The following is a 21573-nucleotide window of genomic DNA, read 5'->3' as shown; positions in this document are numbered from 1 at the left end:
TGTTCACTTATGGCCATGGCGTACCCTCACCGACTCGGGTTCCAGTCCTTCGGTCAGCGGCGTGGCGGGCTCGCGGCCCTGCTCCCGCCGCCATGTTTCGAACGCCGCCGTGGTGGCCGCGATTACGGCCGCGCCCAGTACGATCCCGGCGACCACGTCGCTCACCCAGTGCACGCCGAGCGCGACCCTGGTGTAGGCGACCGACAGCACCAGGAACCACGCGACGCCCCAGGCGACGGGCCGCCCCCGCCGGGGCAGCGTGGGCAGCAGGAGCAGGACGATCACCCCCGCGCCGAGGGTCACGGTCATCGCGTGGCCCGACGGGAAGGAGTCGCCCGGCGCCAGTGCGACGGGGTCCGGCAGGTGCGGCCTGGCCCGGGCGATGATGATCTTGAGGACGAGGCCGAGCAGCCCGCCCACCGTCACCGTGGTGATCGCCCACAGGGCGAGCCTGGGCGCGCCCCGGTACAGCAGCCACGCGGCGAACGCGCCGACCGAGACCCGCCACGGCCACGGCCCGAACACGTCGGTCCACACGATGAGCAGCCTGGTCACACCGGGATGGCCGAGCGCGTACGCGTGCAGCGCCTGGGCGACCCCGGAGTCCAGCCGGTTGACGGGCATCTTGGCCACGACGAGCAGCAGGCCGAACGGGATCAGGACGAGGGCCGCCGCGACACCGGCGACCGCCAGCCGCACACCCAGATCGCGGTCGCCGGCCCGCAGCCACGGGCGGCTCACGGCACGGCCCTCCCGCGGCCGGGACCGGGCGAGGGCCGGGCCGTCTCCCCGTCCCGGCCGGGCCGGCGGGCGTCGTCGTCTCCGGTGAGACACCGTTCCTGGTTTCGCATCCGGTCACGATTACCCCGGCGGTGGCCGCTGATTCCTGCCCGGCCGGAGCGGACGGGGATCGCATGTAAACCGCCGCCGAGGGTAATCGGGGAGCATGTCCCCCACCGTGGCGGTTGTCGCGCATCGTAAGAAGACCCTCGGCGCCGGCCTGGACAGGCTGCGCGTGCTGCTCTCCGAGCAGGATGTCGGCGACCTGGTCTGGTACGAGGTGTCCAAGAGCAGGAAGGCGCCGAAGAAGGTGCGTAAGGCGCTGGAGAAGGGCGCCGGGCTGGTGTTCGTCTGGGGCGGCGACGGCATGGTGCAGCGGTGCGCCGACGCGATGGCCGGTTCCGGCGTCCCGATGGCGATCCTCCCGGCCGGCACCGGGAACCTGTTCGCCGGCAACCTCGGCGTCCCCGCCGACCTGGAGGAGGCGGTGCGGATCGGCTTCCACGGCCGGCACGGGAAGCTGGACCTCGGGCTGCTGAACGGCGAGCACTTCGCGGTGATGGCCGGCGCCGGGTTCGAGGCCGAGATGATCGCCGACGCCGACGGGCGGGCCAAGCGGCGGCTCGGCAAGCTCAGCTACGTCCGGGCCGCCGTCCGGCACGTGGACGGGCCGCTGGTGCCGATGGAGATCGAGATCGACGGGACGACCTGGTTCGAGGGGAAGGCGAGCTGCCTGCTGCTGGGCAACGTGGGCACGATCGCCGGCGGCATCGAGGCGTTCGACGACGCCCGGCCGGATGACGGCTGGCTTGAGGTCGGCGTGTCCACCGCGCAGGGGCCGATCCAGTGGGCCAGGGTGCTCGGTAGGATGGCCACCGGACGGTCCGAGGAGTCGCCGTTCCTCCGGATCACCCGTGCCAAGCAGGTGTCCGCCCGCTTCGGGGCCCCGCTGAGGTACGAGCTGGACGGCGGCGAGCGCGAGGCCACCACCCGGCTCAAGGCCGAGGCCGTCCCGGGCGCGCTCACCGTCTGCCTGCCCGAAGCGCGGGACTGAGGCGCCGTACGGCCGGCCGGCAGCGTAACTGATGGGCTGCGGTCTGCGGTCTGCGGTCGGTAACGATGGGCTGCGGGTTGCGGGCTGCGGTCGGCCGTCTGCTCGTGGCGGGGCGGCCGGTAAGGGGCGGGTTGCGGGCGGGAGGAAAGGCGGCGCGGGAGAGTGTGGCCGTCTTCACATAGGCAAGGCTTACCTGTGGTGGTACCTTAGGCATGCCTTACCTAATTGGCCCCCTTTTCCTCCCCTCCCCACGAGAGGCTTCCCCCGAAGATGTACGTGTGCGTCTGCCGTGCCGTGACGGAAAGTGAAGTGCACGACTGCATCTCGGCCGGTGCGAAGAGCGCGCGGCAGGTCCGCGACGCTACCGGTGCCGGCGGGGACTGTGCGTCATGTGTCAGGAAGATATGTGCGATCCTGAAACGGTCTGAGGAATTGATGGCGACCGCATAGACACAAGGGGCCCCTATGCAGGGCGACAAGCAGATCATCGAGCTGCTGAACGAGCAGCTCACATCGGAGTTGACCGCGATCAACCAGTATTTCCTGCACGCCAAAATGCAGGAGAACTGGGGTTTCACCAAGCTGGCCGAGCACACCCGCGCCGAGTCCATTGACGAGATGCGGCACGCGGAGCGGCTCACGGACCGCATCCTCTTTCTCGAAGGACTGCCCAACTACCAGCGCCTGGGCACGCTGCACATCGGGCAGACGGTGGCCGAGCAGCTCAGGGCCGATCTGGACCTCGAGCTCGGCGTGGTGCAACGGCTCAAACCGGCCGTCATCCTGATGCGCGAGAAGGGCGACGCCACCTCCGCGCGGATCTTCGAGGACATCCTCGAAGACGAGGAGCGCCACATCGACTACCTGGAGACCGAGCTGGGGCTGATCGAGAGCCTCGGCGAGAAGCTCTACCTCGCGCGCTACGCGGAGCCGCCCAGCGCGGAGTGACGCGTGGGCGCGCCGCCCGCCGCGACCGGCGGCGAGCACGGACGGCCCCGGCCCCGCGGTGTCCACGAGACGCCGCGGGGGCCGGGGCCGCCGTCATTCCGGATGTACATAATGGGCGTACGTTGAGATGGTCGGCTTTATCGATAATGCGGCGACACGCCAGTAGAGTGCCGTACGGCCAGGCGATGTCCCCTCTGGGGATTATGTGATAGGTGAGGTTGTACGATCCGTGGGCGTACGCATGTGACGGCTACCCGGGAGGGTGCGAGCCGTACCCGGAAATCTACAACCGTTGCGTGACCACTAACCGTGATTTATCAGTGTTTGCCCAGGTCAATGGATAGGTCAACGACGAGTCAAACCGTGCGCTGTGCCCGGGAAACGATCCCCTAAGGTCCTACGATCGGTTCATGACCTGCGTACTTCTCGCCGAGGATGACACCTCGATCTCTGAGCCGCTGGCGCGCGCGTTGCGCCGGGAGGGCTATCAGGTGGAGGTGAGCCCCGACGGCCCGCAGGCCCTGGAAAGGGCACTGTCGGGGGGCATCGACCTCATAGTTCTCGATTTGGGCCTGCCTGAAATGGACGGCCTGGAAGTCGCCCGCCGGATTCGGGCGGAGGGACACGGCACGCCCGTGCTGATCCTCACCGCCCGCGTCGACGAGGTCGACACCGTCGTCGGACTCGACGCCGGGGCCGACGACTACGTCACGAAACCGTTCCGGCTGGCCGAACTTCTCGCAAGAGTCCGCGCGCTGCTGCGGCGCGGCACGTCCGAGACGCCCGTGGTCCAGGGTGTGCGGATCGACGCCGACTCCAGGCGGGCCTGGATGGGCGACAAGGAGCTGCACCTGACGACCAAGGAGTTCGACCTGCTCAGGGTGCTGGTCCGGGACGCCGGCAAGGTGGTGACCCGGGAGCAGATCATGCGCGAGGTGTGGGACACCAACTGGTGGGGTTCCACGAAGACCCTCGACATGCACATCTCCTGGCTTCGCCGGAAACTCGGCGACGACGCGGCCAAGCCCCGTTACATCACGACGGTTCGAGGGGTCGGCTTCCGGTTCGAGCGAGAATAGGTAATGCGCCGCCGGCTACTGACCTCCACCTTGGTCGTCGCGGTCATCGCTGTTCTCCTGCTCGGTGTTCCCCTTGGCGTCGTCGTGAGTCGGCTCATAGTCGACGAGGCCGGGCAGGCGTTGCAGTCCGACGCGAGGCGGCTGCTCAAGGAGGTCGAGTATGCCCGACTCCAAGATGAACCCATCAACTCCGAACAAATAGGACGAAACTACCTCGATCGCTATATTCAGGTATATGAGGGCGGCAATCCCCCTAAAGCCACCATTGTGGGGAAGGAGCCGTCCGCGGATCACAAGATGACCGCGGACGCTCACTCGGAAAGCGGTGTGTGGGTCCAGGTCAGCCGGGACCGAGCCGAGGTGGAGCAGGACGTGCGTGCGCGGCTCCTGCTCATCGTCGCGCTCGCCGCGGCCGCGCTGGCGGTCGCCGTCGGGCTGGCCATCGTGCAGTCCCGGCGGCTGACGCTGCCCCTCCGGGACCTCGCGATGATCGCCGAACGCCTCGGGTCGGGCGACGCCCGGCCGAGCAAGCACCGCTACGGGATCCAGGAACTTGACCGGGTCGCCGAGGTCCTCGACCGCAGCGCCACCCGCATCTCCGATCTGCTGAGCAGGGAGCGGGACTTCGCGACCGACGCCTCACACCAGCTCAGAACCCCCCTCACCGGCCTGAGCATGCGCCTGGAGGAGATCGTCGCGGCGGCCGGTGATCCGACGGTCGTGCGCGAGGAGGGCGAGGCCGCCATCGTGCAGGCCGAGCGCCTCACCGCGGTGATCGACGAGCTGCTCGCCGCCGCGCGCCGTCAGCGGCACGCCCAGGCGGCGCCGATCGACATCGACGAGGTACTCAAACAGCAGCTCACCGAGTGGGAGCCGGCCTTCCGCAGGGCCGGCAGGAAGCTGATGCTGGACGGCGACCGCGGCCTGCGGGCGATGGCCACCACCGGAGGTCTCGGCCAGGTCGTGGCCTCGCTGCTGGAGAACTCGCTGGAGCACGGCGGCGGGCCGGTCGTGGTCGCCACGAGCAGCAGCGCGAAGTCCATCGTCATCGAGGTCGGCGACCAGGGGCCGGGCATCTCCGAGGAGCTCGTGCCCCGGGTTTTCGAGCGGAACGTGAGCGGCGGCGGCGGCACCGGCCTCGGCCTGACGCTCGCCCGCGCCCTCACCGCGGCCGACGGCGGACGGCTGGAGCTCGTACGGCCGCGTCCGGCGGTCTTCGCGGTCTTCCTGCTCCCCGTGCGGGAACACGACCGCAAGCGCCGCGTGGTGAGCGGCCCCGCCTAGCGCGAGGGGGGAACGGGCTCGGGCTCGGTGAGCGTGTCCGGGAGCGCGGGCTCCAGGAAGACCCACTTCTTGTAGGACCAGAACCGGAACAACGTGCCGAGCCCGGTACCGATGATCAGCGCGATGTTGTAGCTCAGCGGATCGTGCAGGTTGAGCGTGTAGCTGACGAAGCCGATCACCAGCAGCGAGATCAGCAGCCCGATCCCGTTGAGCACGAAGAACAGGATGTACTCCCTGGCCATGCCGTTCTGCTCGCGGTGCCGCCAGGTCCAGAACCGGTTGCCCAGGTAGGCGAACGTCGCGGCGATCACGGTGGCGATGACCTTGGAGATCATGGGGCCGAGGTCCAGGCCGTAGCGCGCCCAGTTGGTGACGCCGAAGTCGATGACGAAGGCCACGGCGCCGATGACGCCGAACTTGGCGAGCTCGTGGAAAAGGACCGCGAAGCGCTGCTGGGCGCGTCGAAGAAGTTTCACGACTCCTGACGGTCCTTTCGTTCGCCGACTCCGCCTGCCTCGCCGAGCGTGGTCGGGGGTTCCCTTGGACTGCTTGGTTCAGGCTACCGGGGTCCACGCCTGCACGTTGAAGCTCCCGGGAGCACCGGCTCCCTACCCCAAGATCAGGCCATATGTCACCAAGCGACGATCTTTGACTGATATTTCAGTCAATAAGCCGATACTCTAGAAGAGTCCGGTGGAGCGCAACTCCACCAAAGTGGCACTCGGCCGCCTTCCGTGCTGCCACCTCGCCTGAGGGCCGCCCGCGCCCGAGCCGGTAGGCTCGTGCGACGTGAGCAGCAGTAACACCCACCTCGTAGGCCCGGTCGTCGGTATGGTCGGCGCCGGCCAGCTGGCAAGGATGACCCAGCAGGCCGCCATCGCGCTCGGCATCGACCTGCGCGTCCTCGCGGCCTCCCCGGACGAGAGCGCCGCCCGCGTCGTCTCTTCAGTACGGCTAGGCGACCACCGCGACCTCGGCGACCTGCGCGACTTCGCCAAGGGCTGCGACGTGCTCACCTTCGACCACGAGCACGTCCCCACCGAGCACATCCGCGCCCTGGAGGCCGGTGGCGTCGCCGTACGTCCGGGGGCCGGCGCGCTGGTGCACGCGCAGGACAAGGCGGTCATGCGCGAGCGGCTGACCGCGATCGGCGCGCCCTGCCCCGCGTGGCGGCGGGTGGCGTCGGCGGCCGACGTGACGGAGTTCGCCGCGGAGCACGGCTGGCCGGTGGTGCTCAAGGCGGTGCGCGGCGGGTACGACGGCCGCGGCGTCTGGGTGTGCGACGGTGAGGAACAGGCGGCCGAGGCGGTGGCCACCGGGATCCCGCTGCTCGCCGAGGCGTTCGTGCCGTTCGAGCGCGAGCTCGCCGTGCTGGTCGCCCGCTCGCCGCACGGCCAGGGGGTCAGCTACCCGGTGGTGGAGACCGTCCAGCGGGACGGCATCTGCGTCGAGGTCCTCGCCCCGGCCCCCGGGCTCGACCCGGAGGACGCCGCGGTCGCCCAGCGCATCGCCCTCGGCATCGCCGACGAGCTGGGCGTGACCGGCCTGCTCGCGGTGGAGATGTTCCAGACCCGCGCCGGCCTGGTCGTCAACGAGCTGGCCATGCGCCCGCACAACAGCGGCCACTGGACCATCGAGGGCTCGCGCACCTCCCAGTTCGAGCAGCACCTGCGCGCCGTGCTCGACCTGCCCCTCGGCTCGCCCGCGCAGACGGCGCCCGTCGTCGTGATGGCCAACCTGCTCGGCGGCGATGACCCGGATGTCTTCTCCCGCTACGAGCACGTCATGGCGCACGACCCGGGGATCAAGGTGCACTTCTACGGCAAGGAGGTGCGCCCCGGGCGGAAGATCGGCCATGTGACGGCCCTCGGCGACGACCTCGACACCGTCCGCGCCCGCGCCCGGCACGCCGCCGTCTACCTCACCGAAGGGATCTACACGTGACCCAGCCGCAGGTCGGGATCGTCATGGGCAGCGACTCGGACTGGCCGGTCATGCGGCTCGCCGCCGAGGCCCTCGCCGAGTTCGGCGTGCCGTTCGAGGCCGACGTGGTCTCCGCGCACCGGATGCCGGACGAGATGATCGCCTATGGCGCGCAGGCGGCCGGGCGCGGCCTGCGCGTCGTCATCGCCGGCGCGGGCGGCGCCGCCCACCTGCCCGGCATGCTCGCCTCGGTCACGCCGCTGCCGGTCATCGGCGTCCCGGTGCCGCTCAAGTACCTCGACGGCATGGACTCGCTGCTGTCGATCGTGCAGATGCCCGCCGGGGTCCCGGTGGCCACGATGGCGATCGGCGGCGCGCGCAACGCCGGCCTGCTCGCCGTACGGATCCTGGCCGCCGCCGACCCGGAGCTCCAGCAGCGCATGCGCGCCTTCCAGGACGACCTGCGGGCCCAGGCGCACGCCAAGGGCGAGAAGCTCAGGGCCGAGGTCGCGGGACTGAACGGCACCTGAGCGGGCGCTGCGGTCACCACCGATCCCAGTGCAGGACCTCCTCCCTCGGGACCCGGGGGGCGGGCCTGAAGTCGGTCCCGACGGTGTAGGCCAGCGGGATGAAAGCGGCCAGCATGACCTCCTCGTACGGCACGCCGAGAACTTCGGCGAGTTCCGGTTCGAGCGGTCCCTGCGCGGTCGTCCACACCGTGCCGAGGCCGCGTGCGCGGGCGGCCAGCATGAAACTCCACACGGCGGGCAGGATCGATCCCCACACGCCCGCCTGAACAGCCACGGTGGCCCGGTCCGTCCGCCCTTCCACGGCCGGGATGACGAACGCGGGTACCCGGTGGATGTTGTCGGCCAGGTGGCGCAGGCCGTCGAAGACCCGCGCGGTGGAGCCGGCGTGGTAGCTCATCCGCCACATGTCACGTTCGGTCAGCGGGTGTCCGGTGGCCAGGGGCAGGGCGCGCAGGAAGATGTCGGCCACGGCCCGCCGCCGCTCGGGCTCGGTGACGACGAGGAAGTGCCAGCGCTGCCGGTTGCGCCCGGTGGGCGCCTGCACGGCCAGGTCCACACACTCCTCGATCAGCTCACGCGGCACGGGCCGGGTGAGGTCGAGGCGCCTGCGGACGGCGCGGGTCGTGCTCAGCAACTCGTCGGGGGTCAGGTCCAGCCTCATGACGCGGCTCCTCGGGCAGCGGTGGCCGGGCGCGCCGGGGCGGCACGGCCACTCTCCATCTGAGTTCAAACAGTTTGCCGACAGATGATTGGGACCGTAGGACCGACAATCATCTTCTGTCAAACAATCTGGAGCAAGATGGTGCGATAGGCTGACCGCTTACCGAAGGGGAGGGCAATCGTGGCCACGACCAGGACGGCCGGCCGCGCCCGGCCGGCGTACTTTCCGCGGCTCGCCGCCGAGCGGCTGGACATCGCGCTGTGCCGGGCCTCGGCCGCCGTGGCGCGCGCCGCGGAGACGCACGCCGCCGAGGAAGGGCTCGGCGTGGGGCAGCATCTCGTGCTCCAGATGCTCGACGCCGTCGGCCCCTGCTCCCAGCAGGCGCTCAGCGAGGAGCTGCGCATCGACCGCAGCGTCATGGTCAGCGTCTGCGACGACCTGGAACGGGCGGGCCACGTCCGCAGGGAGCGCAACCCGTACGACCGCCGCTCCTACGCCGTCACCATCACCGACTCGGGCCGGCGGCGGCTGTCCGAGGCGCAGGCGTCGATCCCGGGGTTCCTCGACGAGGTCTTCCGATCCCTCACCCCCGAGGACCGCGACCAGTTGAGCGCGCTGCTCGGCAAACTCCTCGGCGCCGGCGCCTGAGGGCCGTCCCCGGCGAGCCTCACGGGCGGTTCGGGTACGGCCGGGGGCGCGGGGTCAGGGGCGGCCGAGTGCGCGGTAGTTCCAGCCCACCGCGCGCCACGCCTCCGCGTCCAGCGCGTTGCGGCCGTCCACGATCCTGCGGGTGGCGACCACCGAGCCCAGCTCCTCGGGGTCGAGGTCGATGAACTCCTGCCACTCGGTGAGCAGCAGCACCACGTGCGCGCCGCGCGCCGCGTCCAGCGCCGAGGTGCCGTAGGCCAGCTCCGGGTGCGCTTTTCGGGCGTTGTCCAGCGCCACCGGGTCGTAGACGGTCACCTGGCCGCCCTGCTCGCCGATCTTGACCGCGACGTCCAGCGCGGGGGAGTCGCGGATGTCGTCGGAGTTCGGTTTGAAGGCCGCGCCCAGCACGCCGACCGTGCAGCCGCGGAAGGAACCGCCGACCAACTCGCGGGCGAGGTCCACCATCCGGGCGCGGCGCCGCATGTTGATCGCGTCGACCTCGCGCAGAAAGGTCAGCGCCTGGTCGGCGCCCAGCTCACCGGCCCGGGCCATGAACGCCCTGATGTCCTTGGGCAGGCAACCGCCGCCGAACCCGAGGCCCGGGTTGAGGAACCTGCCGCCGATCCGCTCGTCGTAGGACAGCGCCAGCGACAACTGCTTGACGTCGGCGTGCGAGGTCTCGCACACCTCGGCCATCGCGTTGATGAAGGAGATCTTGGTGGCGAGGAACGCGTTCGCCGCCGACTTGACCAGCTCGGACGTGGGGTAGTCGGTGACGATGGTCGGCACGTCGCCGAGCGGGGTGTAGATGTCCCGCATGATCTTCTCGGCCTTCTCGCTGGCCACGCCGAGCACGATCCGGTCCGGGTGCAGGGTGTCCTGCACGGCGAAGCCCTCGCGTAGGAACTCCGGGTTCCAGGCCAGCTCCACCAGCGGGCCGGCGGGCGCGAGCCGTACGAGCTTGTCGGCCAGGCGCTGCGCGGTGCCGACCGGGACGGTGGACTTGCCCACCACCAGGCACTCGCGGGTCAGGTACGGCGCCAGCGACTCCACCACGGCGTCGAGGTAGGAGACGTCCGCCGCGTTCTCGCCCTTCTTCTGCGGCGTGCCCACGCAGACGAAGTGCACGTCGCCGAACGCGGCGGCCTCCTCGTACGACGTCGTGAACCTGAGCCTGCCGGACTCCAGGTTGCGCCGCAGGACCTCTTCCAGCCCAGGCTCGTACATGGGCAGCTCGCCGGCGCGCAATCGGGCGATCTTGCTCTCGTCGACGTCGAGGCCCAGCACCTCGAAGCCCAGGTCGGCCATGCATGCCGCGTGTGTTGCACCCAGGTATCCGGTTCCCAGCACCGTCAGGCGGTATGGCACGTCTGCGCTCCTCTCCACTGACCTCACCCCAATATTGGCGGTCAGGTCGCCGAGGCATGCTATCGGCCCTCGCCTTCCACTGTGTCACGTGCGTAAACCGCCAGCGATAGCCGCCAGGCCACACGCCTGACCAGCGAGGCTCTCCGCGCCGCCCGCGACGGCGGGCACTTTGTTGGACGTCCTACCATCTGTGCATGAGCTTCCCTCTCTATGCCCCCGCCGAAGAGCACCAGATGCTCCGAGAGGCCGTGCGAGACCTGGCCGACGCGAAGATCGCCCCCCGGGCGGCCGAGGCCGACGAGAACGAAGAGTTCCCCTGGGAGGTCTACAAGGACCTCGTCGCCTCCGACTTCCACGCCGTGCACGTTCCCGAGGAGTACGGCGGCGCCGGAGCCGACGCGCTGGCCACGGTGATCGTCATCGAGGAGGTGGCCCGCGCCTGCGCCTCGTCCTCGCTCATCCCCGCGGTCAACAAGCTCGGCACGGTCCCGCTGCTGCTGTCGGCCTCTGAGGAGCTGAAGCAGCGCTACCTGCCGCCGGTCGCCCGGGGGGAGGCGATGTTCTCCTACGCGCTCTCCGAGCCCGAGGCGGGCAGCGACGCGGCCTCCATGAAGACCCGCGCGGTCGCCGACGGGGACCACTACGTGCTCAACGGCACCAAGATGTGGATCACCAACGCGGGCATCTCTGAGTACTACACCGTGATGGCCGTGACCGAACCGGGCGCGGGGGCCCGTGGCATCTCGGCGTTCGTGGTGGAGAAGAGCGACGAGGGGGTCAGCTTCGGGGCGAAGGAGAAGAAGCTCGGCATCAAGGGCTCGCCCACCCGCCAGGTCATCTTCGAGGACGTGCGCATCCCCGCCTCGCGCATGATCGGCGCCCCCGGCACCGGCTTCAAGACCGCGCTCGCCACCCTCGACCACACCCGCGTCACCATCGCCGCCCAGGCCCTCGGCATCGCCCAGGGCGCCCTGGACTACGCGATCGGCTACGTCAAGGAGCGCGAGCAGTTCGGCAAGCCCATCGCCGAGTTCCAGGGCGTGCAGTTCATGCTCGCCGACATGGCCATGAAGCTCGAAGCCGCCCGCCAGCTCACCTACGCCGCCGCCGCCAAGTCCGAACTCGCCATGCACGGCACCCGCGCCGACGACCTCACCTTCTTCTCCAGCGCCGCCAAGTGCGCCGCCTCCGACGCCGCCATGGAGATCACCACAGAAGCCGTCCAGCTCCTCGGCGGCTACGGCTACACCCGCGACTACCCGGTCGAACGCATGATGCGCGACGCCAAGATCACCCAGATCTACGAGGGCACCAACCAGATCCAGCGCATGGTGATGGCCCGCCAGCTCCTCAAGTAGGCGTCTTGACAGCGGAAACCCGGCTGAGACGCCTGCCCTCGGCCGGGTTTCGCCGATGTTCTTCGATCTTCTCTCCGGGCTTGTTCCGTCGCTGTTCCGTGCCAGCCCGACGAGACCGGCTCGTAGGATCGGGCACGTGCAGCGGCTGGCCCTTTTCGACCTGGACAACACCCTCATCGACCTCGACGCGGCGTTCCAGGTGTGGGCCCGGGAGTTCGCCGAGGACCGCCGGTTGGGTCAGGGGGCCGTGGGGTGGCTGACCGCCCTCGACCGGGACGGTTTCCCGCACCGGGAGGTCTTCTTCGCCAAGGTCCGCGAGCGTTTCGGCCTCGCCGATCCGGTCGAGACGCTGTGGGCCGGGTATCGGGCGCGGATGCCGTACCTCGTGCGCTGCCGGCCCCAGGTGATGGAGGGCCTGGCGGGGCTGCGGGACCAGGCGTGGAAGGTGGCGATCGTCACCAATGGGATGGCCGACAACCAGCTCGGGAAGCTCCGTCAGACGGGGCTGGCCGATGTGGTGGACGCCTGCGCCCTGTCAGGTCTGGAAGGCGTCAGGAAGCCGGACAGGGCGCTGTTCGAGGTCGGCGCGCGGCGGTGTGGCATGGACCTTGCCGGCGGCGGGTGGATGGTCGGCGACCATCCCGTCGCGGACGTCGGCGGAGGTCGCGGCGCGGGCCTGCGGACCGTCTGGATCGACCGGGGGACCTGGCCGGGCCATCAAAGCGATGCGGACCACGTCGTCTCCGACGTGGTCCAGGCGATCGGCATCGTGCAGGAGAGCTAGGCCAGGTCCTTCTGAGTGTTGGCCCGAAGGAACCCGTTACGCGCCAGACCTGCCACAGGTCTTCCTGCATCTCTCCCGCGGGAGTCGCGCCCAACTCGGTCGCCCGGCCGACCGCCGCGGCGAAGTCGTCGGCGACCAGATCCAGGTGGATGCGGTTCTTGACCGTCTTGGGCTCGGGGACCAGATGGAGAGCGAGGCCGGGGCCGAGGCTGATCCAGTCGGGCTCCCGGCGGGTGACGTCCAGGTTGAGTAGTCCGCCCCAGAAGCGGGCGAGCAGGTCGAGGTCCGTGGTGTCGATGACGATGCCGCTCAGGCGGATGCCCATGATGTCCTCTCGTCCCAACCGCCGGCCGGGCGCCAAAATCAGACACAGATAGCAAAATGTGACAAAACTCTGCCCCTGCGCGCAAGTTGAACGTCCGCCGCACGCTTCGTCCCCCATCCCAGACGCCCTACTTTGATCTATTTCCTCCCAGTTCGCGTAGATGTTACGTACCACTCCGCCCTCTATGGCATGATCATCATGAAATATGACTAATCGCGACAATGGCCTCCTAAGAAGGAGCTAACGTGAGATTGACAACCGTATGGCGTGGCGTGCATCGCCGACCGTTGATGATGGCGGGAATGGTCGCCGCCTTGGTGATGTCTCTCGCCGCGCCGGCCTCGGCGGTGCCGAACTGGACACGCCCATGGCTGGACACGGATGTCTTCGCCAGTGTGCCTTATCCGGGTCACCCGGAAACGATTGTCGTCGACAACGGCACGGTCTATGTGGGCACCCATCAGGACGCCACGGGCGCTCCCGGCGTTCCTTCGAAGGTTTTCGCCTACGATCGGCAGGGTCGGCTTCAGCGCGAGTATGCCATCCGTGGGCAGGCGGCTCAGGGGCAAGGGCTCCTCGGCATGGCCATGGACGGCGACGGGTTGCTGTACGTCATCGACCACAACCCGTCGCGTGTTTTCACGCTCAACCCCAGAACGGGGGAGCAGCGTGACTACGCCTATTTCCGTGACGTCGCGCCGTGTACTCCCGGGCAGCCGGCGAACGACTGCTCGGCGACCGTCGGCGACCAGCCCGCCTTCGCCGACGACCTGGCCTTCTCGCCCGACGGGACCTTGTATGTCACGGACATCAACCAAGCCCTGATCTGGCGTGTTCCCCCGGGCGGTGGAACGCCCAAGGTCTGGTTCACCGATCCGAGGCTGGAGAGCATCTTCGGTCCCAACGGAATCCGGTTCACCGACAATGGGCGTACCCTGATGTTCGCGCAGTCGCTTCACGGGGTGTCCGACCCCAGCGGGATTCCCACGGGTCGCGGGCGTCTGTACAAGCTGCCGATCACCGCCGGCGGAAGCCCGGGTGACCTCGTTCCGTTCTGGGAGAGCAAGCCCGGTGACGGCATCGACGGCTTCGCGATCGGGAGGTCGGGCAAGATGTACGTCGCCGTCGCGAATGCCAATGCCCTCATGGTGCTCTCCACCACCGGCCAGGAGCTCGGGCGGACGCCCGCCACGCCGGAGGAGAACGCGCAGCGGGAGGTCCCGTTCAACATGCCGGCGGGCGTCGCGTTTCTCGACGATCGCGTGCTGGTCTCCAACCAGGCTTTCTTCAACGGCCCGCTCGAACATCAGGTGATGTTCGACGTGTATGTCGGCGAGCCGGGCAAGCCGCTGTTCCGCCCTTGATCGGTTGACCTGAAAAGGGAGTTCCGGGGTGGCGACGGCGACCCCGGAACTCCCTTTTCGTCAATCGAGGTCGAACAACTGGTTGATCTGGCGGTAGGGCCAGTTCGTGAGGTCCGCACCATGTCTGCCCTGGTAGTAAAGGGGGTCGTGAATGCGGTCGTAGTGAAGGCGATACCACGCCTCGTCCTGCTCGGCCGTCCTGCCGCCGTAGCCCGGTCCGCCGCCGAAATGGCCCTCACCCTTCTTGGCCACCTCGATGTGGCGGATGAACTCCCCGGCGAGCTGGTCCGGATTCCCGTAGTCCTCCGCGCCGAGGATGAGGACGTTGGTGTTGCGATAGTACTTGGACTCGTAGGCGCCCGGCCGGAGCCCGTTCCGGTAGATCGTGGTGATGTTGTGGTCCCTGGCGTAGGCGAGTGCCGCGCGGCCTTCACTCGTCTCGCTCAGGGCTCGCTCTGTGAGGTCGCGGGCTTCCTCGTTGTTCTCCCAGGGGCCGGTGGCGATCGCCACCAGGGCCGGAGGAAGGGTGGCCGCCGCCGCGACGGCGGTCCACCGCCCCGCGTTCCCCATGGCCGCCGTGCTTCCCAGCAACGCCCTCGCGTGCCGGAGCGCGGCGACCGGGTTGCGCCGGATGTTCGCCTTGATGCCGGCGAGCGCCGAACGCATCCTCTCTCTGAGAAGCGCGATGTGCTTCCTGCTCGCCACCGAACCGGCCGCCGGGCCGAAGGCGAAGTAGCGGGCGAGCGCGATCACCAGGGAGATCAGGGCGATGATGACGTACAGCCTCCAGACCACCTTGTAGGTGACCAGGAGCATGGTGGCCGTGCCGGACGCCATGGCGGCCACGCCGCCCTTGTCCGCCGCCACCTGGGCGACGGGCAGGGAGTCCTCGAAGGCCGCCATGTCGTCGCTGTCGTTGCCGGCCGCGCGAACGTGGGCGGCCGACGCGTTCGTACCGGTCCGGCTGTTCCTGGCCGCCTCGGCGATGTCCAGGTGGGACGAGACCCCCTGGAGGCGGTCGCGGTCGTCGTCGTTCCCCAGGGGCGCGACATCGGCGATCAGGCTATGGGCCCAGCGCAGGCTCTCGGGCAGTTCCCCGTTCACGGTGCTCCCCCGTTGGCGTGCTCGGCCCGGGTGTAGTTGTGTTCCGAGGCCACGTGCCTGGCCGCCATCTCGCGCAGGCGGGCGGCGATGTCCCCGAAGTGCTGCGCCATGTGGTCGATGAGGCCGGCGCACTCGGCGTCGAACTCGTCGCTCAGATCGTCGGGGGTGCCCGCGATGCGGGCCGCACCGGGCAGCGCGCCGGAGACCGCCCGCTCAAGGCGGTCGGTGACCTCGGCCAGACCTTCGGCGGTGCGGATCCGGGAGCCGAACGCGACCTGGATCCCGTCGAACGTCGCGCTCACTGCCCCATCAGCCGATCCAGGCGCAGGGTCAGCCCGTTGACGGTGGAGAGGATCTCGTTCATCTCCGCCTGGGTGTCGGCCGTGATCTCCTCGATCAGGCTGTTCAGCTCCAGCGGGTCCTGCTTCAGCACCTCTGGCATGGCCTCGGTGACGCGTTCCTGGGCCGCCGCGCGGGCCCGGCCGAACGCCTCCCTGATCGCCTCTTCCAACTCGGCGGCGGACAGTCGCAGCGCCCGCGGGTCGAGCTTCAGCCCGGTGAGGTCGGAGGTGCCGTCCACCTCCACCCTGACGAGTCCGTTCGCGGCCGTCGCGGTTTCCCGCAAGGCCGCGAATTCGTCCAGAAAGTCCATGTTTTACGAGGCTAGAGAGCCGGGAGGGGCGGTCGCCATGAAAGATCAACATCGTTCAGGCACAGTTCACCCGGCGTTGTCCATGGTGAACCGGATCGCGGGCCCGGCGCGGGCGGGTCAGCCGCCGCCCTGCCAGAAGATCTCGACGACCTTCACGATCCGGCCGTTCTCCGTGGTGATCAGCGCGGGGTGGAAGGCGTTCTCCTCGTTCAGGGCGGCCGCCTCCCGCACGTTGTCGATCAGAGTACGGCGGGGGCAGGACTCGGTGGCGAGACCGGTGGCCCTGTCGTAGGTCTGGGCGGTGCCGTCGCAGCCGCCGGCGGCGAGGAACTCCACATCCTGCGCGACCGGCGCCAGATAACGGACCACGTCGCCCTCCGGGGGACCTTCGAAGTGGCCGTCCTCGCCGCCCGACTGGGTGAACCGGATCGGCTCGTACTCGGCGACGCCGTCGTCGTCCACCGAGGTGAGCCAACCTCGCAGGACCCCCTCGAAGGGCGGTGGCCGGCCCTTGCTCCAGTCGTGCTCCGGGGCGGGCTGGAACTCGGTGCCGAAGACCTCCGGAGCCGCGGCCGGAGCCGCGGCCGGGGCCGCCGGGGAGGTGGCGGGCGGAGCCGCGGAGGTGGCGGGGGCCGCCGGGGAGGAGGCCGGGGGTGTGGCGGAGGGAGTGGTCTGCTCGGCGGCGCAGGCCGAGGTGAGGGCGACGGCGGCGAGTACGGCGAGCGCCACCGCGGACCGCCGGCGGCCGGCCGGACCGGACCTGGCGGATTCGGACTCGGCACGGGTCCGAATCGTTGCGTTGTTCACCTCCTGTAGACCGGCGGGGGACGGATCCGGTTGACCGCGAGGCATGTGATCTGCGCCACCCGCAGAAAGCTCGTCGATCCACCTTCTCGGGGCGGTTGGGTTTAGAGGCGGTCCGGCGAGTCATATGAGGCGGTATGAGCCCGAACACAGTGAGCGTCCGCATGCCTGACGCAGGTGCCCGATGAACTACACGCCGGATGAGCAGGGCGTCGTCGATCCGCGTACCGCCGCGGAGAACAGTGAGCTCATAGACACCATCCCCGGGTTGTGGGTGGACGATGTCGAGGACGACGACCCGGTGCTCATGCGGGTCGACGGACGGCCGGTCGACACCTGGCGCGAGCACTACCCGTACGAGGAACGGCTGTCGCGCACCGTCTACGAGCAGGACAAGCGGCTGCTGCAGATCGAGCTGCTCAAGTTGCAGTACTGGATCAAGGACACCGGGAACCGGCTCGTGGTGCTCTTCGAAGGGCGTGACGCGGCCGGCAAGGGCGGCACGATCAAGCGGTTCATGGAGCATCTCAACCCCCGCGGCGCGACCGTGGTGGCGCTGGAGAAGCCCAGCGAGCGCGAGCGGACCCAGTGGTACTTCCAGCGGTACGTCGCCCATCTGCCGGCCGCCGGGGAGATCGTGCTGTTCGACCGCTCCTGGTACAACCGCACCGGAGTGGAACGGGTGATGGGCTTCTGCACCCCGGGCGAGTATCTGGAGTTCATCGACCAGGCGCCGCAGTTCGAGCGCCTGGTCGTCGACTCGGGGATCCATCTGGTCAAGCTGTGGTTCTCGGTGTCCCGCTCCGAGCAGCGCACCCGGTTCATCATCCGCCAGGTGGACCCGGTGCGGCAGTGGAAGCTGTCCCCGATGGACCTGGCCTCGCTGGACAAGTGGGACGAGTACACCGCGGCCAAGGAGGACATGTTCCTGCACACCGACACCGACTTCGCCCGGTGGACGGTCATCAAGAGCAACGACAAGAAGCGGGCCAGGGTGGAGTCGATGCGGCACGTGCTGAGCCTCTTCGACTACGCGAACAAGGACGAGCAGGTCGTCGGCACCCCCGACCCGCGTATCGTGATCAGCGCCGCCGACATCTTCGACGAGGACCACTCGACGACCTGACGGCCCGCGGCCTGGAGCCGCCCGGTTCTCCGACCCCGGTCAGTCCTGTCCGGGGGAGGCCAGGCGGGCGGTGTGGGCTTTGAGCACGGCGACGGTCCTGGTGACGTAGTCGGTGATCGCCGCGATCTCGCGCTCGTCGTAGTCGGCCATGAAGGCGCTCATGTCGCGGCCGAGGGCGGCGAAGATGTCCGAGAGGTCGGGGACGTGCCCGGTGTCGGCGGAGACGAGCACCCGGCGGCGGTCGCCCGGGTCGGTGACCCTGCGCACGTAGCCGGCCCGGGCCAGCCGGTCCACCAGCGCGGTCACGGCGCTCGCGCCGATGCCCAGCTCGGCCGCGAGCGCCCCGGCGGGCAGCGGACCCCGCCTGGTGATCAGGCCGAGGGCCTTGTGGTCGACGGCGCTGAGGCCGAGCCTGCGGGCGACCGCCTCGTGGAACAGCACCACCGCCGTGCTGAGCTCCCAGCCGAGTTCCGCGCCGTCCACGCCGCCTCCATATGCTTCGATGCAGTGAATAGTTCAACTCAATGAACTACTATAGCGGTATGACCGTCTCCTCAGGATTACTTCTGGGCCGCGACGCGGCCCGCTGGGGTGCGCGCTTCTATCTGCGGCACTTCTGGCTCGTATGCGGCGTGTCCACCATCCCCACGGTCCAGCGGTTCGCCGCCGTGCGGTGGGGCGACGACCTGCCCTCGTGGGCCGCGATCGGCGGCGAGGCCCTCACCGGCGTGAGCCGGGTGGTGCTCTTCTACCTGGTTCTCCGGCTCGCCTTCGGGCGGGATCCCGTACTCGCCGGGCTTAGAGCGGGCGAGATCTGGCGGCGGCTGGGAGAGGGGATCGACCGGCGGCCGGCCGACTTCGTCCTCCAGTTCGTCCTGCTCGGGGCGGCCTTCGTCGTGCTGGACGTGCTGCCCGGCCTGGCCGTCGGGCACTGGGTGGCCGCGGGCAGCCGCGAGCTGGTGATGTCGATCCTCGTCGCGGCGAAGAACCCCACGGTGATCGCCTTCACCTTCGTCTGGATGGCGGGGGTGGCCAGGCTCCTCGTCCTGCGCGAGGCGGCCACCGCCCCGCCGCCCGTCACTCGATGACCGACGCCGCCGTACGGCGCGGCCCGGTGTACCGCCACACGAAGTTGATCAGCACGCTCATTCTGTTCCGCCCGCCCAGCAGATAGGCGACGTGCAGGACGATCCAGGCCAGCCAGGCGGGCAGGCCGTGCATGGTCCAGCCGTTGGGGAACTGCAGCACGGCCTCGGCGCGGCCCACCGTCGCCATGATCCCCGGATCCCGGTAGGCGAAGGGCCGGACGGGCCCGCCCCTGGTGGCGGCGACGATCTGCCGGCCCACGTGCTCGCCCATCTGGATGGCGGGCTGGGCGAGCTGCGGCAGCGGGTCGGGCGGCCCGGCGAGGTCCCCGGCGACGAAGATCTCGGGATACCGCTCCACGTTGAGCGCCTCGGTGACCGTGATCCGGCCACCCTTGCCCTGCGGCAGCCCCCAGTCCGCGGCCTCCGGCGGCGCGGCGACGCCGAGCGCCCACACGGTCACGTCGCTGGGCAGCCGGGTGCCGTCGCCGAGCACCACCGCGTCCGGGCAGACCTCGGCCACCGTGGAGCCGAGCCGCAGCCGCACCCCGCGCTTCGCCAGGGCGCGGGCCGCCGCCGCGCGCAGCCGCGGCTTGTACGGCGAGAGCACGTGGTCGAACCGCTCGACCAGGGTGACACTGGTCTGTCCGGGGCCGATCTCGGGATGGGTCAGCGGAATCGTCCGGCGGCGCAGCTCGGCGAGCGTGCCGGCCATCTCCACGCCGGTGGCCCCGCCGCCGACCACGACCACGTGCGTGCTCGCGCGCCGGCCGGCCGCCGTGTCCTCCAGCCGCCGCTGAAGCCGTTTGCGCAGCGTGATCGCGTCGCCGACGGAGTAGATCGGCAGCGCGTCCCGCTCCGCGCCGGGCACGCCGAGCCAGTTGGTGGTGACGCCGGTGGCCAGCACCAGATAGTCGTACTCCAGGCCGGTGCCGTCGTCGAGCTCCACCCGCCGCTCGTCGGGCAGCACCTTGCTCAGCGCGGCCTGCCGGGTACGCATCGTGGGATACTTCGCCGCGAAGCTGCGCGTCGGGTAGGACACGTCGCCGGGGCTGAGGCCGGCCGTGGCCACCTGGTAGAGCAGCGGCTGGAACGTGATGTAGGTGTTCCGGTCGACCAGCGTCACCCGGGCGCCGCCGCGGGCCGCCCGCCGCGCGGCGGCGAGGCCGGCGAAGCCCGCGCCGACGATCACGACGCGCGGTCCCCGCGCCGAGTTCTGAGCCGTCACGTGCCGTCCTTCCGATGGGAATGCCGTCGTGCGTCCATCTGCCACCGAGAGACCTGGCCGAACCTGCGCCACGCCGACATGGGGGAGAAATGGACTACCCCGCTTCGCCCCCCGCCGGCTCGGCCGCGGGTACGGGTATCGGGGCGGGGGCCCGGCACGGCGCGCCGGTGGCCGCCTGGGTCTGCCGGATCAGAAGGTCGGCGACGTCGAGCAGGGAAACCCTGCGACGCAGGGCGTGCCGCTGGCGGACGGCTCCGGAGCCGTGCCTGCGCAGCCGGTCCAGGCCGCTGACCACCAGGGGCAGGTCGCCGGTGACCGCGAGCGCCGGCCGTACCCGGTCCAGCAGGCGGCCGACCGACTCCCAGACCGGCACCCGGGCGCCGGAGAGCAGGTCGAGGTTCTCGCCCTCCAGGCCGCCGCGGGCGGCGCCCCAGCAGGCCGCGCTCAGCAGGGTCTGGTCCACCTCCGGCGGCGCCACCCCGGCGCGCACGTCGGCCAGCGCCGTGGCGGAGAGCGCCCGGATCAGCCCGGCCAGCAGCACGGCCTCGCCCGCCGTGGCACAGGAGTCGGACAGCCGGAACTCCATGGTGGGCCAGGTGCGCGACAGCCTGACCTGCCAGTACACCATCCCCTCGTCCAGGATGACGCCCGCGTCGCCCAGGCCGGCCACGAGGGCGTCATAGTGCTCGGCGGAGTGGAAGAAGGGCGGCGGGTCGGTGCTCGGCCACCTGCCCCACACGATCGCCCGCCAGCTCGCGTAGCCCGTGTCGTGCCCGTAGGAGATGGGGGAGTTGCTGGTCAGGGCCTGCAACACCGGGAGCCAGGGGCGCACGTGGTTGCTCACCTGGACCGCCTCCTCGCGGTCCTCGATCCCGACGTGCACGTGGCAGCCGCACACGCCCTGCCCGCGCAGGATGTCGCGGTAGTGCCGGCGCATGTTCCGGTACCGGGCCGAGTGCGTCAGCGGCGGCAGGTCGGTGTGCCCGAACAACGCCGTCCCGCAGGCGGCGAGGCGGGCGCCGCAGCCCGCCGCGGCCTCGCCCACCGTACGGCGCAGCCGCAGCAGCTCCTCCTCCAGCCGGCGCAGATCCGTGTGCACCCCGCTGTTCGTCTCGATCTGGAACTGCGCCAGCTCCGACACCACCTGCTCGGCCTCGGGCCCCCCGAGCCGGCTCCGGACGTCCTCGCACACCGGCAGCACCTGCCCGGTCTCCGGGTCGATGAGCAGGAACTCCTCCTCCACGCCCACGGTGAGCGCGGGCGGATCGGGCCGTCCCATCACGACCGCCCCCCAGTGGAGCCGGTCATCGCGGCCACCGTGTCGCACACGTCATCCGCCCTGTCTCCCTTCTCGCGCCGCCCGCACCCGGGCGATCGGACCGCTCCTCTACCCCTTGCGGGTCCGGGAAACCACCGAGGGATCTCCGCGCGTCGTGAACGGCGGCCGGATGACATTTCCGGAAGGGAA

The 21573-nt window shown here is 70.0% G+C and carries 25 protein-coding genes and 2 pseudogenes; 14 read left to right on the top strand and 13 right to left on the bottom strand.

Annotation, left to right across the window (positions count from 1 at the left end):
• Positions 1-3: 3 nt before the first annotated feature.
• Positions 4-741: a phosphatase PAP2 family protein gene (locus QSK26_RS02715; protein ID WP_285773311.1), complete on the bottom strand. Its 738-nt coding sequence runs from the start codon at positions 739-741 to the stop codon at positions 4-6.
• 205 nt (positions 742-946) lie between these two features.
• Here QSK26_RS02715 and QSK26_RS02710 point away from each other — a divergent pair, with 205 nt between their 5' ends.
• From QSK26_RS02710 to QSK26_RS02695, 4 genes are all read left to right on the top strand, one after another.
• Positions 947-1834: a diacylglycerol/lipid kinase family protein gene (locus tag QSK26_RS02710; RefSeq protein ID WP_285773310.1), complete on the top strand. Its 888-nt coding sequence runs from the start codon at positions 947-949 to the stop codon at positions 1832-1834.
• A gap of 270 nt (positions 1835-2104) precedes the next feature.
• On the top strand, positions 2105-2284 hold the full coding sequence (locus tag QSK26_RS02705; protein WP_285773309.1) for a (2Fe-2S)-binding protein: 180 nt from the start codon (positions 2105-2107) through the stop codon (positions 2282-2284).
• Positions 2285-2299: 15 nt separating this feature from the next.
• The gene (gene bfr / locus QSK26_RS02700) at positions 2300-2782 is read left to right on the top strand and encodes a bacterioferritin (protein WP_285773308.1); all 483 of its coding nucleotides are present in this window, start codon (positions 2300-2302) and stop codon (positions 2780-2782) included.
• A 410-nt stretch (positions 2783-3192) separates the two neighbouring features.
• Positions 3193-3861 (top strand): response regulator transcription factor, encoded by a 669-nt coding sequence (locus QSK26_RS02695; protein WP_012888073.1) that lies wholly within the window; start codon positions 3193-3195, stop codon positions 3859-3861.
• Between the two features lie 15 nt (positions 3862-3876).
• On the opposite strand, the gene QSK26_RS41690 is transcribed toward QSK26_RS02695, so the two are convergent.
• On the bottom strand, positions 3877-4035 hold the full coding sequence (locus QSK26_RS41690; protein ID WP_352244286.1) for a hypothetical protein: 159 nt from the start codon (positions 4033-4035) through the stop codon (positions 3877-3879).
• On the opposite strand from QSK26_RS41690, the pseudogene QSK26_RS41685 reads away from it, so the two are divergent.
• Positions 3982-4146: pseudogene (locus tag QSK26_RS41685) on the top strand (two-component sensor histidine kinase); the annotation flags it as partial. The gene QSK26_RS41690 and the pseudogene QSK26_RS41685 sit on opposite strands and share 54 nt — an antisense overlap.
• A gap of 12 nt (positions 4147-4158) precedes the next feature.
• Positions 4159-5145, top strand: coding sequence for a sensor histidine kinase (locus QSK26_RS02690; RefSeq protein ID WP_352244284.1), 987 nt, complete (start codon positions 4159-4161; stop codon positions 5143-5145).
• Here the strand turns inward: QSK26_RS02690 and QSK26_RS02685 are convergent.
• Positions 5142-5621, bottom strand: coding sequence for a GtrA family protein (locus QSK26_RS02685; RefSeq protein ID WP_285773306.1), 480 nt, complete (start codon positions 5619-5621; stop codon positions 5142-5144). The two genes, QSK26_RS02690 and QSK26_RS02685, sit on opposite strands and share 4 nt — an antisense overlap.
• A gap of 313 nt (positions 5622-5934) precedes the next feature.
• On the opposite strand from QSK26_RS02685, the gene QSK26_RS02680 reads away from it, so the two are divergent.
• Positions 5935-7089, top strand: coding sequence for a 5-(carboxyamino)imidazole ribonucleotide synthase (locus QSK26_RS02680; protein ID WP_502888655.1), 1155 nt, complete (start codon positions 5935-5937; stop codon positions 7087-7089).
• On the top strand, positions 7086-7598 hold the full coding sequence (purE, locus tag QSK26_RS02675; protein ID WP_285773305.1) for a 5-(carboxyamino)imidazole ribonucleotide mutase: 513 nt from the start codon (positions 7086-7088) through the stop codon (positions 7596-7598). Before QSK26_RS02680 ends, purE begins: the two co-directional genes overlap by 4 nt.
• A gap of 13 nt (positions 7599-7611) precedes the next feature.
• Here the strand turns inward: purE and QSK26_RS02670 are convergent, their stop codons facing one another.
• Positions 7612-8259 (bottom strand): nitroreductase family protein, encoded by a 648-nt coding sequence (locus tag QSK26_RS02670; RefSeq protein ID WP_285773304.1) that lies wholly within the window; start codon positions 8257-8259, stop codon positions 7612-7614.
• Between the two features lie 180 nt (positions 8260-8439).
• On the opposite strand from QSK26_RS02670, the gene QSK26_RS02665 reads away from it, so the two are divergent.
• Positions 8440-8907 carry a MarR family winged helix-turn-helix transcriptional regulator gene (locus tag QSK26_RS02665; protein ID WP_285773303.1) on the top strand — a complete coding sequence of 156 codons (468 nt, stop codon included), beginning with the start codon at positions 8440-8442 and terminating at the stop codon, positions 8905-8907.
• A gap of 54 nt (positions 8908-8961) precedes the next feature.
• On the opposite strand, the gene QSK26_RS02660 is transcribed toward QSK26_RS02665, so the two are convergent.
• Positions 8962-10275 (bottom strand): UDP-glucose dehydrogenase family protein, encoded by a 1314-nt coding sequence (locus tag QSK26_RS02660; RefSeq protein WP_285773302.1) that lies wholly within the window; start codon positions 10273-10275, stop codon positions 8962-8964.
• Between the two features lie 194 nt (positions 10276-10469).
• Here QSK26_RS02660 and QSK26_RS02655 point away from each other — a divergent pair, with 194 nt between their 5' ends.
• Positions 10470-11633, top strand: a complete 1164-nt coding sequence (locus QSK26_RS02655; protein ID WP_285773301.1) for an acyl-CoA dehydrogenase family protein — start codon at positions 10470-10472, stop codon at positions 11631-11633.
• A gap of 136 nt (positions 11634-11769) precedes the next feature.
• Entirely contained in the window at positions 11770-12417 is a 648-nt protein-coding gene (locus QSK26_RS02650; protein WP_285773300.1) for an HAD family hydrolase, read from the top strand.
• A 61-nt stretch (positions 12418-12478) separates the two neighbouring features.
• Here QSK26_RS02650 and QSK26_RS41680 read toward each other — a convergent pair.
• Positions 12479-12742 (bottom strand): annotated as a pseudogene (locus QSK26_RS41680) (VOC family protein); the annotation flags it as partial.
• A gap of 245 nt (positions 12743-12987) precedes the next feature.
• On the opposite strand from QSK26_RS41680, the gene QSK26_RS02645 reads away from it, so the two are divergent.
• Positions 12988-14106, top strand: a complete 1119-nt coding sequence (locus QSK26_RS02645; protein ID WP_285773299.1) for an SMP-30/gluconolactonase/LRE family protein — start codon at positions 12988-12990, stop codon at positions 14104-14106.
• Positions 14107-14166: 60 nt separating this feature from the next.
• On the opposite strand, the gene QSK26_RS02640 is transcribed toward QSK26_RS02645, so the two are convergent.
• The 4 genes from QSK26_RS02640 to QSK26_RS02625 all read right to left on the bottom strand — a co-directional run bounded on the left by QSK26_RS02640 (position 14167) and on the right by QSK26_RS02625 (position 16669).
• Positions 14167-15210 carry a hypothetical protein gene (locus tag QSK26_RS02640; RefSeq protein WP_285773298.1) on the bottom strand — a complete coding sequence of 348 codons (1044 nt, stop codon included), beginning with the start codon at positions 15208-15210 and terminating at the stop codon, positions 14167-14169.
• Entirely contained in the window at positions 15207-15512 is a 306-nt protein-coding gene (locus tag QSK26_RS02635) for a hypothetical protein (protein WP_285773297.1), read from the bottom strand. Before QSK26_RS02635 ends, QSK26_RS02640 begins: the two co-directional genes overlap by 4 nt.
• Positions 15509-15862, bottom strand: a complete 354-nt coding sequence (locus QSK26_RS02630; RefSeq protein ID WP_285773296.1) for a YbaB/EbfC family nucleoid-associated protein — start codon at positions 15860-15862, stop codon at positions 15509-15511. The genes QSK26_RS02635 and QSK26_RS02630 overlap by 4 nt, the downstream gene beginning before the upstream one ends.
• Positions 15863-15979: 117 nt before the next feature.
• Positions 15980-16669 (bottom strand): hypothetical protein, encoded by a 690-nt coding sequence (locus tag QSK26_RS02625; protein ID WP_285773295.1) that lies wholly within the window; start codon positions 16667-16669, stop codon positions 15980-15982.
• 181 nt (positions 16670-16850) lie between these two features.
• Between QSK26_RS02625 and ppk2 the strand changes: the two genes are divergently transcribed.
• Positions 16851-17792, top strand: a complete 942-nt coding sequence (gene ppk2, locus QSK26_RS02620) for a polyphosphate kinase 2 (RefSeq protein WP_285773294.1) — start codon at positions 16851-16853, stop codon at positions 17790-17792.
• A gap of 39 nt (positions 17793-17831) precedes the next feature.
• Here the strand turns inward: ppk2 and QSK26_RS02615 are convergent, their stop codons facing one another.
• On the bottom strand, positions 17832-18275 hold the full coding sequence (locus tag QSK26_RS02615) for a MarR family winged helix-turn-helix transcriptional regulator (protein WP_285773293.1): 444 nt from the start codon (positions 18273-18275) through the stop codon (positions 17832-17834).
• 59 nt (positions 18276-18334) lie between these two features.
• Between QSK26_RS02615 and QSK26_RS02610 the strand changes: the two genes are divergently transcribed.
• On the top strand, positions 18335-18880 hold the full coding sequence (locus QSK26_RS02610) for a hypothetical protein (RefSeq protein ID WP_285773292.1): 546 nt from the start codon (positions 18335-18337) through the stop codon (positions 18878-18880).
• On the opposite strand, the gene QSK26_RS02605 is transcribed toward QSK26_RS02610, so the two are convergent.
• On the bottom strand, positions 18870-20105 hold the full coding sequence (locus tag QSK26_RS02605) for an NAD(P)/FAD-dependent oxidoreductase (protein ID WP_285773291.1): 1236 nt from the start codon (positions 20103-20105) through the stop codon (positions 18870-18872). The two genes, QSK26_RS02610 and QSK26_RS02605, sit on opposite strands and share 11 nt — an antisense overlap.
• A gap of 94 nt (positions 20106-20199) precedes the next feature.
• Positions 20200-21384 (bottom strand): carboxylate-amine ligase, encoded by a 1185-nt coding sequence (locus QSK26_RS02600; RefSeq protein ID WP_285773290.1) that lies wholly within the window; start codon positions 21382-21384, stop codon positions 20200-20202.
• Positions 21385-21573: the final 189 nt, after the last annotated feature.

Origin of the sequence: Microtetraspora sp. NBRC 13810 (genome assembly GCF_030268685.1) — a bacterium.
Lineage (GTDB): Bacteria > Actinomycetota > Actinomycetes > Streptosporangiales > Streptosporangiaceae > BSRQ01.
This window is presented reverse-complemented; position numbering and strand designations above follow the sequence as displayed.